Origin of the sequence: Aeoliella mucimassa (genome assembly GCF_007748035.1) — a bacterium.
Classification (GTDB): Bacteria; Planctomycetota; Planctomycetia; order Pirellulales; family Lacipirellulaceae; genus Aeoliella; species Aeoliella mucimassa.
Genome location: NZ_CP036278.1, coordinates 890,104 through 904,288 on the forward strand (window position 1 = coordinate 890,104; position 14,185 = coordinate 904,288).

13 protein-coding genes are annotated in these 14,185 nt (G+C 60.4%); 7 read left to right on the top strand and 6 right to left on the bottom strand.

Annotation, left to right across the window (positions count from 1 at the left end):
• Positions 1-88: 88 nt before the first annotated feature.
• On the bottom strand, positions 89-1,249 hold the full coding sequence (locus tag Pan181_RS03635; protein ID WP_145245531.1) for a tetratricopeptide repeat protein: 1,161 nt from the start codon (positions 1,247-1,249) through the stop codon (positions 89-91).
• Positions 1,250-1,722: 473 nt separating this feature from the next.
• Complete coding sequence (locus tag Pan181_RS03640; protein WP_145245532.1) at positions 1,723-2,493, bottom strand: hypothetical protein; 771 nt, start codon at positions 2,491-2,493, stop codon at positions 1,723-1,725.
• Positions 2,494-2,634: 141 nt separating this feature from the next.
• On the opposite strand from Pan181_RS03640, the gene Pan181_RS03645 reads away from it, so the two are divergent.
• Positions 2,635-3,516 carry an NAD(P)H-hydrate dehydratase gene (locus Pan181_RS03645; protein WP_145245533.1) on the top strand — a complete coding sequence of 294 codons (882 nt, stop codon included), beginning with the start codon at positions 2,635-2,637 and terminating at the stop codon, positions 3,514-3,516.
• A gap of 101 nt (positions 3,517-3,617) precedes the next feature.
• On the opposite strand, the gene Pan181_RS03650 is transcribed toward Pan181_RS03645, so the two are convergent.
• Together Pan181_RS03650 and Pan181_RS03655 are read right to left on the bottom strand one after the other, a co-directional pair.
• Entirely contained in the window at positions 3,618-3,956 is a 339-nt protein-coding gene (locus Pan181_RS03650) for a DUF5615 family PIN-like protein (RefSeq protein WP_145245534.1), read from the bottom strand.
• On the bottom strand, positions 3,956-4,291 hold the full coding sequence (locus Pan181_RS03655) for a DUF433 domain-containing protein (RefSeq protein ID WP_145245535.1): 336 nt from the start codon (positions 4,289-4,291) through the stop codon (positions 3,956-3,958). The genes Pan181_RS03650 and Pan181_RS03655 overlap by 1 nt, the downstream gene beginning before the upstream one ends.
• A gap of 141 nt (positions 4,292-4,432) precedes the next feature.
• Between Pan181_RS03655 and Pan181_RS03660 the strand changes: the two genes are divergently transcribed.
• The 6 genes from Pan181_RS03660 to Pan181_RS03680 all read left to right on the top strand — a co-directional run bounded on the left by Pan181_RS03660 (position 4,433) and on the right by Pan181_RS03680 (position 9,739).
• Entirely contained in the window at positions 4,433-5,392 is a 960-nt protein-coding gene (locus tag Pan181_RS03660) for a bifunctional riboflavin kinase/FAD synthetase (RefSeq protein WP_145245536.1), read from the top strand.
• Entirely contained in the window at positions 5,392-6,384 is a 993-nt protein-coding gene (locus tag Pan181_RS03665) for a DHH family phosphoesterase (protein WP_145245537.1), read from the top strand. Before Pan181_RS03660 ends, Pan181_RS03665 begins: the two co-directional genes overlap by 1 nt.
• Before the next feature lie 99 nt (positions 6,385-6,483).
• Positions 6,484-7,053, top strand: coding sequence for a QcrA and Rieske domain-containing protein (locus Pan181_RS03670; RefSeq protein ID WP_145245538.1), 570 nt, complete (start codon positions 6,484-6,486; stop codon positions 7,051-7,053).
• A gap of 124 nt (positions 7,054-7,177) precedes the next feature.
• Entirely contained in the window at positions 7,178-9,163 is a 1,986-nt protein-coding gene (locus tag Pan181_RS03675) for a cytochrome b N-terminal domain-containing protein (RefSeq protein WP_145245539.1), read from the top strand.
• A 22-nt stretch (positions 9,164-9,185) separates the two neighbouring features.
• Positions 9,186-9,350, top strand: coding sequence for a hypothetical protein (locus Pan181_RS25880; RefSeq protein ID WP_197528883.1), 165 nt, complete (start codon positions 9,186-9,188; stop codon positions 9,348-9,350).
• Positions 9,347-9,739, top strand: coding sequence for a hypothetical protein (locus Pan181_RS03680; RefSeq protein ID WP_145245540.1), 393 nt, complete (start codon positions 9,347-9,349; stop codon positions 9,737-9,739). The genes Pan181_RS25880 and Pan181_RS03680 overlap by 4 nt, the downstream gene beginning before the upstream one ends.
• 20 nt (positions 9,740-9,759) lie before the next feature.
• Here the strand turns inward: Pan181_RS03680 and Pan181_RS03685 are convergent, their stop codons facing one another.
• A complete protein-coding gene (locus tag Pan181_RS03685; protein WP_145245541.1) occupies positions 9,760-11,418 on the bottom strand; it encodes a formylmethanofuran dehydrogenase subunit A in 1,659 nt (552 codons plus the stop codon).
• Between the two features lie 225 nt (positions 11,419-11,643).
• Positions 11,644-13,857 carry a hypothetical protein gene (locus Pan181_RS03690; RefSeq protein ID WP_145245542.1) on the bottom strand — a complete coding sequence of 738 codons (2,214 nt, stop codon included), beginning with the start codon at positions 13,855-13,857 and terminating at the stop codon, positions 11,644-11,646.
• Positions 13,858-14,185: the final 328 nt, after the last annotated feature.

Genomic DNA, 14,185 nt, shown 5'->3' on the forward strand with positions numbered 1-14,185 from the left:
CTTCGTCGTGAGGGGCGTCGCTGTCTTCAATACTAATGACAAGTCGGGTCTCGTACCAAATTCTCTCCTTGTTGTTCGCTGCTTCCTGCTACTCCCCCAACCGCTCATGGGCTTCTTCGGCCCAGGGGCTTTCGGGTGCCAGTTCGAGGAACGCTTGCCAGTGCTCGCGGGCGGAGTCGTTGTCGCCTAGGCGGTCGAGCGTGCCGGCCAGGTGGTAGTGGGCGTCGGCCAGGTGGGGGTTGCCGGCCAGGGCGCCGCGGAACGCGTCGGCCGCCATCGCGATGTCGCCGAGTTCCAGCAGCACGCAGCCCAGGTTCACGCGGGCTTCGTCGTATTCTTCGTCTTGCTCAATGGCCATGTAGTATCGCTCGCGTGCGGCCGATAAGTCGCCCCGCTGGTAGAGCAGGTCGCCGAGCATAAAGTGGTCCTCGGCATCGGCTTCGCCGGCGAGCATCACGCCGCGGTACAGTTCGATGGCCGGAGCCACCTCGCCTTCGTCGGCTAGGTCGAGCGCTCGGGCGCGGAGTTCCTCGGCGCTCGGCGGTACTTCGCTTTGGCCCGGGTTGGCGATCTCCGGCACTGGTTCTTCTTCGGCTGCGTCAAAGTCGATCAGCAACTGCCCGCTCGGTTCGGCCAGGTCGCTGCCACGGCGTAAGTAAATCTTGCCTCCTTCGACGACGATCGACAGATTGGCGAGCGGCCGGTCGACGTCAGGCGCTAGGCGGGCGAGGTCGGCCATCTGGCGATCGATCGAAGCCAGCGACACCCCGGCGTGCACCAGTTCGGCGAGCCGGCGGGCGACACGGACCTCGGCAAAGTCGAAATACGGCAGCTTGCGAACCTCGCACGCTGGCTCCAGGTAGCCGCGGCGGTGCCAGCGATGGATCACGCGACCCTCGACCTCGACCATCTCGGCCAGCAGCGCGGGGGTATAAAGCCGGCTCACGCCGACCTCTTCGTCCACCAGGCCGAGCCGCCGCCACAGTTGGCTCTCGTCGACCAGCGTCACCCGACCCGCGGCGACGCGTTGCCGCACTTCCTCCGGCAGCTGCTCGGCGACCGCCGTGGTGGCCATGTCGTCTCCTTTGACGAGCAGTGTGGTCGATTCGTCGGGCTTGGCCTGCAGGTGTCCGCCATGCGCAGAAATGACCTTCGACGCTTCGTTTCGCGGCATGCTGACAAGTTTGCTGACCAGCGCAATGCGCTCGCCGGTGAGTTTCAATTCGGTGGTCGGTGCGTTGGATTCCATAAGGGATAAGTCTAACGGGCCTGGGGGAGAGGGGGAATTGGATGGCCCTCGGTCGGTGCTGGTCGAGCTGGCGAAATAGATTCCCGCCCGGCGAATAGATTCCCATTTCGGGGAAACACGATCGGATGGGAATCTATTTTTAACGCTACTTGCGTCGTCGCCAATTGGCTTAAACCTTATGCTGATCGTTGGTTACGACATAGTCCCTCGACGTAAGTGGTTCGGAACTGGCGAGAATAGATTCCCACCGCTGGGAATCTATTTTGGCTCGCAATGTTCGCAGGCGGTGGTAGTTCGGTACTCTGGGTAAGTTGTTCACGGCTTCGCGCCCTCGCACCCACTTGGGGGGATGGTGTCTGTACGGGCGCACACCTGTCCATGCTCGATTCTATGCCAAGAGGTGGCCAATTGCGACCACAAACTCCGCAAGTGGGGAAGAGTGCTGTCGGCCCACTGCCGAGCTTCGCCCAGGCCTATTGGTGGGGGGCGACCGAGAGCGAGTCGATGCTCTTGATCGTGCTAGCCTCTTCGGGTTTAAGGCCCACGGTCACAAAACCACTGGCCGGAGCCGTCGGCTTGCTCGACGGGCCCGAGACCTTCCAGCGAACATTCAGCACCTGAACATTCTCGAGCACCACTTTCGGCGGGTCGACCGTCTTGTCGACCAGATCGACCATCGCACCCGGCATCACCGGCTCGGAATTGTCGACAAACAGTTCGGTCGGTTGCCGAAAAGTGCTGGGATCGTCGAGCAACTGCGGGGCGTTGACCCTCAGACGGAGCAGTTGCCACTCGTCGCCCTGTTGTTCGAAGCTTACGAGCAGGCTGCCGGCTCCCTTTTCGAACGTTGCCTCGTAGTTGGCCGAAGCGACCAACGTGCCTTCGTACGGGTTGACCTCCGATGTCGAAATCGTCTTGCTCTGCAGCGCGCCCAGACGCGTTCGCAGGCGTTCGGTGATGGTCTCGAACTCTTCGAGCGTTGCGACCTCGCGGAATTTGGGCGACAGCGTCTGTTCGTAGATCTGCTTGATCTTCTCCGCTTGAATGTCGCGAAATAGCTGGTCGACTTCGTCCGAAACGGCCGCGTTGGCCTTCTCAATATTCGCGAGTTGCTGTGCAACGCCCGGAGGTAGATTGTTGGCTCCGGTCGATTGCTGCAGAGAGGAATTCGGATCGTTGCAGCCGGCGCTCACGATAGCGACGACCAGGCTGCTGAATAGGTAGATACGCGTTGGATGACTCATCTAAGGACCCCTGAAGTGTGTAGGCGCACGCCGCTCGGTCGCGGGGCGCTGTTCGCAGTATACCAAACGGTCCAGAGAGCGAGCATTCCGCAAAACAGGCGACTATCGCGGGGTCGAATCCCGCTGTGTTACAATGCTGGAATGCACGACCGAACCTCTCAAGCCTTGCCAACGTTGCCGAGCCGCGAGCACGACTCGCATAAGGGGAGCTTTGGTCGCGTGTTGCTGGTAGGTGGTTCGCGAGGCATGGCGGGCTCGATCTCGCTGTCTGGCATGGCCACTTTGCGGAGCGGAGCGGGGCTGGTGACCGTTGCTACTCCACGATGCGTGCAACCCACGGTCGCGAGCTTCTCGCCTAACTACATGACCGTTGCTCTGTGGGACGACGAGATCGACGGAACCCTGTCGGCCCGTGCCGATGAGGTAGTGGTCGAACTGGCCAGCAAGGTCGACGTCGTCGCTATCGGTCCGGGCATCGGGCGAGCGTCGCCGGCGATGTACCTGGTTGAGCGGTTGTACCAGCAGCTACCGTGCCCGATGGTGGTCGATGCCGACGGGCTCAACGCGTTGGCCGAGCTGCCCAAAGCTCTGAACCGGCCGGCCGGGCCTCGCATTCTTACTCCGCACCCAGGGGAATACGCCCGGCTGATGCAGACCACCGCCGGCACAAGCGACGCAAGCCGAGTGAAGGCGGCCGTTGCGATGGCCGAACGCGATCCCGCTGGCCAGACCGTGGTAGTGCTCAAGGGGGCGGGAACCGTGGTGGCCGACAGCCAGCAATATGCGGTGAATGCAACCGGCAACCCCGGCATGGCGACCGGCGGCTCGGGCGACGTGCTCACCGGCATCGTAGCAGCGATGCTCGCCCAGGGACTCGAAGCCTGGCCCGCCGCGCGACTGGCCGTGCACGTGCATGGACTAGCCGGCGACCTGGCCGCCGACAAGCTGGGGCAAGTGTCGCTCGTCGCGAGCGACCTGCTCGATTACTTGCCAGCGGCGTTTCAGAGCTTAGCGAGCGAATAGCACCGACAGTCGGGATCACGCGATAGCGAATTCTTCGTTCTCACACCGGGGAGAAGGTGGGCCGGCTTCAGGATGTCGTCCAAATTGGTTGGCATGGAAGGTTATGCCGGCCGGTTAACTTTGATCAATTGTCCGGTTAGTGGACTAGAAGCTTCGATGGCCGAGTGAATCCTCTCTGCTTGGGCCACGAAATCAGGATCAAACGTACAGACAACGATTCCAAGATGCTCTGGAGTTGATGAATGAAGCTTCACAAAGTGTTTGCGATTTAGCGTGAGAATCGCTCTAGAGTTAGCTATGGCAAAGGCTAGCACTTGATCGTCGGGAATCGCTTGTTCGCTCTGACCGGCATCGTCGGTGGTCATTACGTCGTGCCCTAACTCGCGAAGCCTCGTAACGACCGGCAGAGGAAAGTTTTCGTTCGAATAAAGCCGAGCCATTATGCCGATTCATTTTCTTTGATTTGGGCCTCGATCTCCGCCTCGTGGCGGGCGGCGTAGGTCCAGGCGTTCGTCAGATCGTCTGGCCGTAGCGAGGGGTAGGCGGCCAGCAACTGGGTGTCTGTCTTGCCTAAATTACGGGCTTGTACAAGCAGCCAGACCGGAATGCGAGTGCGGATAATACGTGCTTCGCCGCCGCAAACTCCCGGTTGAATGTCGATGCCGGAGCCAGGGTGAGTGCCCATTTCCTCGTTGAGCTTCTGAATCAGCAGAATCCGCTCGCTGCTCGATAGTTGCGGCAGTATCGCTTCGACTTGAGAAAGTGCATCGCTCATAATGGGATTGCTCCGGGGACCTGGTTTATTCTACCAGATTGGTAGAGGGGTGTCTCCAGAAGCCCGCCCCGCGTTGACCTGTTGCGGCGGGGACTCGATACTATATTCCGTACTATTTTTGCCGAGATTTGAAAGACGCCGGTGCCGATTGTCCGCCATGTTCACGACTTGCCACCTATTGCCCGCGGAGGGGCGGTAACCATTGGCAATTTCGATGGGGTCCATCAGGGACACGCCCGCATCGTTTCGCGGTTGCAGGCGCAGGCCGAGCAGGTAGGCGGTCCGGCGGTGGTGTTCACGTTCGACCCGCATCCCGCCCGGCTGTTGCGGCCCGAGGCTTGCCCGCCGCCGCTGACGTGGACCGAGCGCAAGGCCGATTTGCTGGCCGATCTAGGCATCGACTGGGTGCTGGCCTACCCGACCGACATGGGGCTGCTATCACTCTCGGCCCGCGAGTTTTTCGATCGCGTGATCCTCGAGTCGCTCGGTGCCAAGGCGGTGGTCGAAGGCCCGAACTTCTTCTTCGGCAAAAACCGCGGCGGCAACGTCGAGACCCTTAAGCAGTTTGCCGCCGAGGCCGACATCGCGGTCGAAGTCGTCGAACCGCTCGAGGTGGAAGGCTCCGTGGTGAGCAGCACCCGCGTCCGCGACCTCATCAGCCTGGGACGAGTGCACCAGGCCCACGAGTGGCTGACCGCGCCGTATCGCATCCGCGGACTGGTAACCCATGGCGCTGGCCGAGGCACCGATCTGGGGTTCCCCACGGCCAACCTCGAAGGCATCGACACGTTGCTTCCCGCCCACGGGGTCTACGCAGCCGTGGCCTGGGTGGCCGAGCGTGCCGCCGCTGCGGCGGTGAACTTGGGGCCGAATCCCACTTTTGGCGACATGGCCACCAAGGTGGAAGTGCACCTGATCGATTGCGACGCCGCGCTGTATGGCAACATACTCGAAGTCGACTTTCTCGACCGCCTGCGCGACACCCGCCCGTTTGCTTCGGTCGACGAGCTAAAACATCAAGTCACGGCCGACGTGGCCACGGCAAAACAAATGGCAAATGAATATCTGGCCCAACGAGGTCGACCTGCAAGGAGGATTTGATGCCGATCGTCTGGCGACCGTTCGTTGATTTGGTAAGCGAACACGAATCGTTTGTACTTACGTCGCACCAGCGGCCCGATTGCGATGCGCTCGGTAGCGAGATCGCCATGGCCGAGGCCCTGGAGTCGCTCGGCAAGAAGGTGCGCATCATCAATGCCGATCCGGTGCCCGAGAATATCTCGTTCATCGATCCCTCGAGTCGTATCGAAGTGCTCGGCAAGGACGTGCTACCGAGTCAGGTGCTCGCGAGCGATGTCGATCTGATGATGGTGCTCGACACCAGCGCCTGGCAGCAACTCGGCCCGATGGGCGACGTGCTTCGCGAGTCGAGTGCCAAGAAGGTGGTGATCGACCATCACGTAAGCGGCGACGACCTCGGAGCGGTCGTGTTCAAGAACGACTCGGCCGAGGCCAACGGTCGGTTGGTGCTCGACGCGATTGCCGCGCTCGGGGTGCCAGTGACCGAGACCATGGCCCGCGCGCTGTTTGCCGCGATAGCGACCGACACTGGTTGGTTCCGCTTTCAATCGGTGGGACCCGCGACCTACTCGGCGGTGTCGAAGCTGGTTTCGGCCGGGGCGAATCCGGCCCACATCTTCAGTCAGTTGTACGAGCAAAACTCACTCGCGCGGGTCTATCTGCAGGGACAGATTCTACAAAAAATCGAAGTCTCCCCTGACGGGCGGTTCGCCCACTCGGGGGCAACGCTCGACGATTTGTCGGAAACCGGCGCCGATCCCTCCGACTCCGAAGACGTCGTGAATCGGTTGTTAACCATTGCAGGCGTTGAAGTTGCAGCACTATTAGTACAACTGGAGCCAGAACTCACCAAAGTCAGCCTGCGGAGTCGTGGCGACTTCGACGTGCGGGCGGTTGCCGAAACCTTTGGCGGGGGTGGTCACCGGGCTGCGGCCGGGCTTAGAATTTCGGCTGGTTTTGAGGATGCCCGCAAAGCGGTCGTTGAGGCAATGTTGAGTAAGATGAATGACTGAACGGCGCGCGAAAAGTTGGTAGACTTCCTGCGATTGTCGTAACGAACGACGTTCGAAAGCAAAACCTAATCATACAGACTTTGCTGGAGTACCAAAGCGATGGCGGATGAAAACAACACCTCGGACGTGCCACGGCGTTCGTTCCTATCTAGCGTAATGGCGGCCCTATTGGGCTTGGCCGCGCTGGCGGCCCCAGTGGCTGCGAGCGTCAGCGTGCTGTTCGACCCGATCTTCAAAAAGAAGAAGCAGGGGGGCACCGACTCCGGCAACTGGATTCGCGTGACCTCGCTCAGTCAGATTCCTGCCGATGGCAAACCGCACCAGTTTGCGGTGATCGATCCCTCGCCGACCGATAAGTGGAATCGCTACGATCCCCAGCCCGAACGCCCGGTGTTGTTGATTCGTGAAAGCGAAGAGGCGACCCCCGTGGCCATCAGCAGCACGTGCCCCCACGTTGGCTGCATTGTTGGTTTCCGCCCCGACATCGACAAGATCGTGTGCCCTTGCCATAACGCAGAGTTCAGCACCACTGGCAAGCAGGATGGTGGTTCGGGCGCAAGCCCTCGCGATCTCGATACGCTCGAAGTGCGTGTCGACCAGGCGACCGGCGACGTGCTGGTGAACTACCAGCGTTTCAAGGAAGGCATTGCCGAAAAGCAACAAGCCTAACGATTCGCCCAGCCAGCCAAGTCGCTTGCTGGCACCCTGCCTACCGACCTGCCTGAGAATCTTCTCCCTCTATCCTCCCCCCTCCGAACCTCTCTCCCTGGTTCCTCACCCCGCCCGCTCTGTCATGAAATCTCTTATCGATTGGTTGGATAACCGCACTGGTATCAAGCAAGCCATCGCGTCGGTGTTTTATCAACGCATTCCAGGTGGTGCCCGCTGGCGTTACGTGTGGGGCACCACATTGCTGTTTGCCGTGGTGGTGCAGTTCATTACCGGCATTGTGTTATGGATGCACTACAGCCCGAGTACGCAAACCGCCTGGGAGAGCGTGTACTACATTCAGCACGAGATGACCGGCGGCGCGCTGTTGCGGGGCATTCACCTTTACACCTCGTCGGCGGTCATGCTGCTGATGTCGCTGCACTTGTTGCAGGTAGTCGTGCATGGGGCGTATCGCAGACCGCGGGAAGTGACTTACTGGCTCGGACTCGGCGCGATGGTCATGCTGCTGGGACTCGGGCAGACCGGTTACCTGTTGACCTGGGACCAGCGAGGCTTCGGGGCAGCCAAGGTGGCGACCAACATTGCCGGGGCTTCGCCGAGCATCGGCGACGACGTCAAAGCGATTGCCTTAGGGGGCGACGACCTGGGGCATCACACCCTCACGCGATTCGCCGCGCTGCATATGGGCGTGCTGCCTGCTGGTTTGGTGTTCTTTCTGGTGCTGCACGCGGCCGTCGGCCGCCGGCAGGGACTCACCCCGCCGGAGAAAGAAACCGACAAGCCCGACGGAGTCTACTGGCCCGATCAGGCGCTGCGCGATGCGGTGGTGTCGCTGGCGGTGATCGCCACGGTGGTGTGGATCGCGATGCGATTCCCCGCGGAACTTGGCCCGCCGAGCGATGGCTCGGTGGAGTTCAACACCGCCCGGCCCGAGTGGTACTTCCGCTTCTTGTTCCAGTTGCTCAAGTACTTCCCCGGCGCGTCCGGCATGTTTATCGCTTCGCAGCTGATTCCTGGTATCATCATGCTGGTGCTGCTATTGATGCCGTTTATCGGCAACTGGAAGCTGGGGCGGTGGTTCAACACGCTATTCGTGCTGTCGGTATTCGCGGGCATTGGAGTGCTGACCGCACTGTCGTTCAACGAAGACTACAACGGCAAAACCGAGAAGTCGAAGCACTACCTGGCCGACCTGCGTTTGGCCCACGCCGAAGCCGAACGCTCGATTGAGCTGGCCTCGATGGGCATTCCGGTCGATGGGGCGCGGGGACAAACCCGCCGCGACCCGCTGATCGCTGGCCGGCGATTGTTCAAGGCTCATTGCGCGAGTTGCCATAGCCATCACGATGTGAGCCTGGAGAATCCTCACGAAGAGGGCGATCCGCTGACCACCGTGGTTTGCGACGAGCCGACCGCAGCCAACTTGTACAAGTTCGGCAGTCGCGAGTGGATGGAAGGGATGCTCGATCACGAGAAGCTGGTTGGTCCCGAGTTCTTTGGTAACACGATTTTTGCCGAAGGCGACATGGTTTACTGGGTGCAGGGAACCATCACCGACGAGCTGGCCGATCTGCCGGACGACGAGAAGCAAGCGTTCAAAATGCAGGTGCGAGCCGCCGCTTGGGCGATTTCGGGCCTAGCGGAGCTGCCTTACCAGAAGGAAAAGGACGAAGAGCAGAGCGAGCAGCTGGAGCAGGGCATGGATATCGTGCTCAACGAGCTCTCGTGCATCGACTGCCATACGCTCGGCGACGAAGAAGCCGGCGCTGGCCCCGATCTCACCGACTACGCTTCGGAAGAATGGTTGACCGAATTCATTCGCAATCCGCGGACCGAGCGGTTCTACTATTCCGAAGACAATTACGACGAGGCCGACCGTCTGATGCCGGGCTACGCGACGCATGCCGACGACCCGGATCTGAATACGCTATCGGACGAGGAGATCTCGTTGATTGTCCGCTGGATTCGCCGCGACTGGCCGGTAGCCGAGAATGAAGCCGCCGAAGAGTCCGCGGAAGCTGACGAGCCCGCTGCCGAACCTGCGCCCGATGTTCCCGCTGAGGAGGAGTCTGAAGATACTGCCGAAACTTCCAACGAGGAATCTTGAGCAAGCTTCGTCTCTAGTCACGATGGGCGACGCGTTGATCGCGCTGCCTGGTACCTTCTTGGGCACCGGGTACGTGATCGTCGGAGTGCTGTTGCTGGTGACGGGTATCATCGAATTCTCGCCGATCAGCCCTCTGGTGATCATGGGGGGACTTTCGTATTCATCCTCTCCGGCTGGCAAGTCGTGACTACCGTGGCGGGAATCGTTCGGCCAACCCTGCCAGTCGCCCTGGCGACTGCGCTGCGACAACCCGACTGGCCGCGGCTGCTGCGGCCGCTGATTGCACTCTGGTGGATTCAGCAATTCATCCTGGGAACCGTGTTCTCGATCGCGTTGATCGAAGGCAATCCTCAAGCGTCGCTTGGGGAGCTAGTGATCTTAATGGTGCTCTCGGGAGCGTTCACCTACGCTGCTTACGGGTTTCTGCTGCTCACGGTCACTTGCTATACGAAGACCCCCGAGCTCATCGCCAAGCTCTGGCACTGGCGAACACGCTGGGCGTTTGGGCATGCGGTGCTAGTGGTTGTCGTACACCTGGCGATTCAGTTCTTCGATTGGCTCGACAAACAGGTTTAAGGCAACCTTGCAGAGGAATCTCAACCGAGCTGCGCGAACTCCTGGTCGGAGATCGAGAAGTTTTCCAGCTCGAACGAATAATGGGCCCGCCACCAGTCAGCGAGCGCCTTCAGGCGGTCTTGATCGTAGTCGAGCGTAAGGTGCAGCGTTTGTCCGACGTTGGCCGTGCGGATTTCGCCTTGCTCGACGAGCACCTCGCCTCGTTTGAATACCAGCCTTGGCAGCTGGAACATCTCGGCCCAGTTGTCGTGTGGCGTGTACAGCGTGATGTCGGCATCGGCTCCGACGCCGAGATGCCCCTTCTGCGTGAGCCCCAGCAGGCGGGCGGGGCCGGCGCGGGTGATGATGGCAATCTCGCCTAGCGTGTACTCACGGTCGAGATCTCCCAGGCTGGTCCGCTCGCGAACCTCGGCAGGGCAGGTAGCCAGCACGTCGTTGCGATAGGTGCGATCCATCAGCAGGCGGATGATCTCGGGGTAGGCCAGGAACGAGCCGCCGTTCGGGTGGTCGGTGCTCATGACCACTCGCCAGGGATCTTCGACCAGCAGATACCACTCGAGGCCGATCGCCCACTGCAGGGCGTGCACCAAGTTCTTGTTCTTGTACTCGATCGGCATCACCCCGCAGCCAGCTTCCACTTCGGTGTCGGCCGAGTACCAGCGATCGCCATAGATGTTTCGCAAGTAGTAGCCGAGCGGTCCGTCGCCAGTCATGCTGGTGGTGTTACCGAACAGCACCTGACCGACATCGACCGACAGGTTATCGTGCGAGTTGATGTACTCGGCCAGCAGTGGCACTTCGCTCTTGAGCGATTGCTCTTCGCCTTGGCCGCCGCCGTAGCTGTGGAACTGAATGTGGGTGAGGTGCCCCTGCAGGTTGCCGAGCGATTGCATAGTAGCCAGCGTGGTTTGCCAGTTGCCAGGCATGCCGAGCTGATTGCAATGCACGTGCAGCGGGTGGGGCAGGGCGAGGTCGTTGGCCGCCTGGGCGATGCCTTGAATGATCGCCCGCGGGGTCACGTTGAACGTCGGCACCAGGTCGTCGAGCCCGGTCGAGTGGCCAGCTCCCTGTTGTTTCCATGTTTCGACTCCACCAGGATTCACGAGCTTCGGCGCGTAGCTTCGCGTGGCGGTCAGCAGCCAGGCGAGGAACGCTTGGGTGCCAGCCTGGTCCCCCGCAGCGATGCGTTCCATTAGGTAATGGTTATTGCCGACCAGTGTGTAAAACCCGCGATCGATCGAGGGAGTATCGGCCAGTTCGGCGTGGGCTTGGCGGGCTCCCGACGGTGGAACTGCTGCGTCGAACGCGGTGGTGTAGCCAAGCCCGGCGTACTTGTAAGCAGTGGCAAACGTCGAAGGCACACTACCGAGCGAGCCGCTGCGAGTGCTGCCACCGGCGGCCAGGCGGGTTCGCTCCAGCAATTGGTCGGGATGGCTGCGATCGTCGGCGCGGAGCTTGCGGGCGACGTTTACTTTCGGCCCAGCGATGTGGCAATGCATGTCGACCCCGGCCGGCATCACCACCAGACCCTCCGCGTCGATCGTGCGGGTGGGCTTCGTGCCAGGCGTGGGAGGTGCTACGATCTTGCCGTCGGCAAACCAGAGATCGCGCACTTGGCCATCGATTCCGTTCGCGGGATCGTACAACGTGCCGCCGGCGATTTTAGTGAGCGAGGCCATGGATGCTGAGGGTCGGGAAGGCGATCCGGCGCAGCGTAGCAAACTCCCGAAGCTACGCCCACCGCAGTGAGGTACCGCTCCCTAGTGTGACGCACAACTCGGCGCTCGCCAAGTCGTCGACGGATGCAGTTGGGCGCTCTCGGTGCAAGCACGAAAAAAGCCTCCTGCCGCATACCACGGCAGGAGGCTTGTAAGTTTCACTGCATGTAGGAGCAAGCAGGGTGCTTAGTCTTCCAGGTCGATGAGCCGCAGCTCGCCATGGTTCACCCAGGCATCCCCTTCCTTGTACGATACGCCGGTGTAGCTATCCATCACCTTGAGGATATCGAGGAGCTGATCGAACTGACCTTTGAACAGGCCAACGGTCATCACCACGTTACTACCATCTTCGCCAGCTTGCTCGACCACCATCTGGATACCGTAGTCGATCCAAGGCTTCGACAGATCGATCGCCTTGGCAAAGCTAAAGTAACCCGCCGAGGCGAGTGGGCGATCGAACTCGGCCGCGGGGCCTTCGAGTTCCGGCTTCGAACCATCGAGCAGCTTCTCGGTCAATTCAGGCAGTACGCTCAGCACAAGCACCGAGTCGCTGAGACCCGCGTTCGGAGCGACTCGCTCGTTGGCTCCCAAAGTAGCCAGCTGATTGTACGAGTAGATGGTTCCGGTCGAGGTCGACTTGCTGTCGGGGGCCGGAAGTACAAACGGAGGAACTTCTTCGGGGTTTGCTTCGTGAGCCTTGTCGATGATCGTCTGGATGACATCGAAGTAGATCTTCGCACCAGACTTCACCGCATCCGAGTCGCTCACGCCCGACACAATGGCCAGGGTCGGCATCGGCAGCTCACTTTGGGCGGGCGACATGAAGTCGCACCATTCCTTGTCGGCAATCGAGGCATCCAGCACTAAGGCACTCTGGCCATCGGCAAAGCCGGGAATCAGGTAGTTGCGATTCGCTTCGTCCAGTTTCGCCAGCAGTGGCATCACTTCGTCGCGAACCGTTTTGTACTCGTCCCATTCTTCCTCCGAGGCTTTCTCTTCGGCAATGGCTTCGAAGTGACCCAGGCCACGCAGGAAGTAGTTGACGAACTTTTCGTAGCCTTCCGGCGATTGCTTGCCGCGGGTGACGAACCAGCCAAGCGAGTCGCTGCCGAGGTGATCGAGCAGCGTGAGCTTTTGGGTGCCATCGACGGTCGCGGGCATTTCGCCCCAGTTGTAAGTGTAGCTTTCGATGCCACGGTCGGTCATGAACGACACACCAGCCACTGCGCCCGGCTCGGGCAGGTAGTCGATGATGTCGTCGAACAGATCCGACAGGTCTTTGTCGATGGCTTTCATGCGATCTTCATCGACACCAACCATCGAGATCAGACCGCTGGCCATGACCTTCATATCGCCGAACGAAAGTTCTTGCGATGCGAGCGACTGCATGAAGTATTCGCTGGCGTAGCCAATCGTGGTAATTTGCTCGTCGGCGTGCTTGTTGAGCGTACTGAACGCTTCGGAATCGACCAGCAGTTCGCTTTCGCCGAGGTGCTCGAACATTTCGATCGAATCGGTCACCGCGAACACCACGAATTCTTCGACGATCCCCGCAGTAAGAACCAGGGTCTTGCCCTCGACCACTTCGCGAAGCTCTTCGTAGAACTCTGGTGCGTCGGCCATATCCCGTTCGATCTCGTCCCAAGGAAGCTGCTCGCCGGTGATGGTGAGAATCAGCATCTCATGACCATTCACCTGGCGACGTTCCAGTTGTTCGGCCACCCAGGCGGGGATCTCCGACTCCTGTTCCATGGCCTGACGCAAACGGGTTGCGGCCAGGTCGAGCATCTTCACCGCCCGTTCGCGATCTTGGATGCGGAAGCCCATGACCACGGTTGGTACGTCAAGATCGTCCTCGTACTCGTCGAGCAGCTCAGTGAGCTTCTCTTGCAGCACTTCGTCCATATCTTCGGCACGCTCGGTGCCATACTCACGCAGCGATTGGAACTGCGCCCGCGAGACTTCGGAGTTCATCTGCATGGCGACGTCGATCAGCGAAGCGAGCGACTCGTCGCCGTAGACGAAGACTTCGTCCGACAGCATTTCGGTCACCAGGGCGTAAACATCTTGCCCTTCGTCGCTATCGAACCACTTCTTGAACTTCACCACCTCGGGTTCGGTGGGGTACTGCCATTGGGTCTGTGCTTGCATCCAGCCCATCTGCACGAGCGGAATGCTCATCAGCTTCTTCCAGGCATTCGACTGGGTAATCACTTCGATTTGCTGGCGATTCTTTACCCATGCGGCGTAAAACGCGGCGTCCTGCGGCACTCCGTTGAGCGACTGGGCGTGGTCCCTCATGTCGGCAGCACTTGCTGTCGATCCGCTCAGGGCGGGTGCCAAGGCCATGGCCAGCGCGGCCATCGGCAAGATGAAGTAGCGAGAAATGGAACGCATCATGATATCTCCGTTGCAAAGCTTCGTGGGATGGTCGTTTCCGGCCGCACTGATCCGGGGACCAGTATTTGCGAGCGTGTTGTTGTAAAATGGAACGACCACGAAGTCGAGCTGGGGCCGCGTTTGGCGGTCCTCGACCGGGCATCCCCCCTTAAAAAAGCGGTATAGGACTCAGGACTATACCTTCTGTTTCGCCGGGCAGGTTTCAAACTTGTGCCGGAGCAGGGCAGAAAATGATATAAAAGGGGGGCGGTTTCGCCGATTCAGGGGAATTCCCCCCTCGATTGTCCTTGGTTCTTGCCTCGTCCACCCAAAAAAGGAGCCTTTTTCC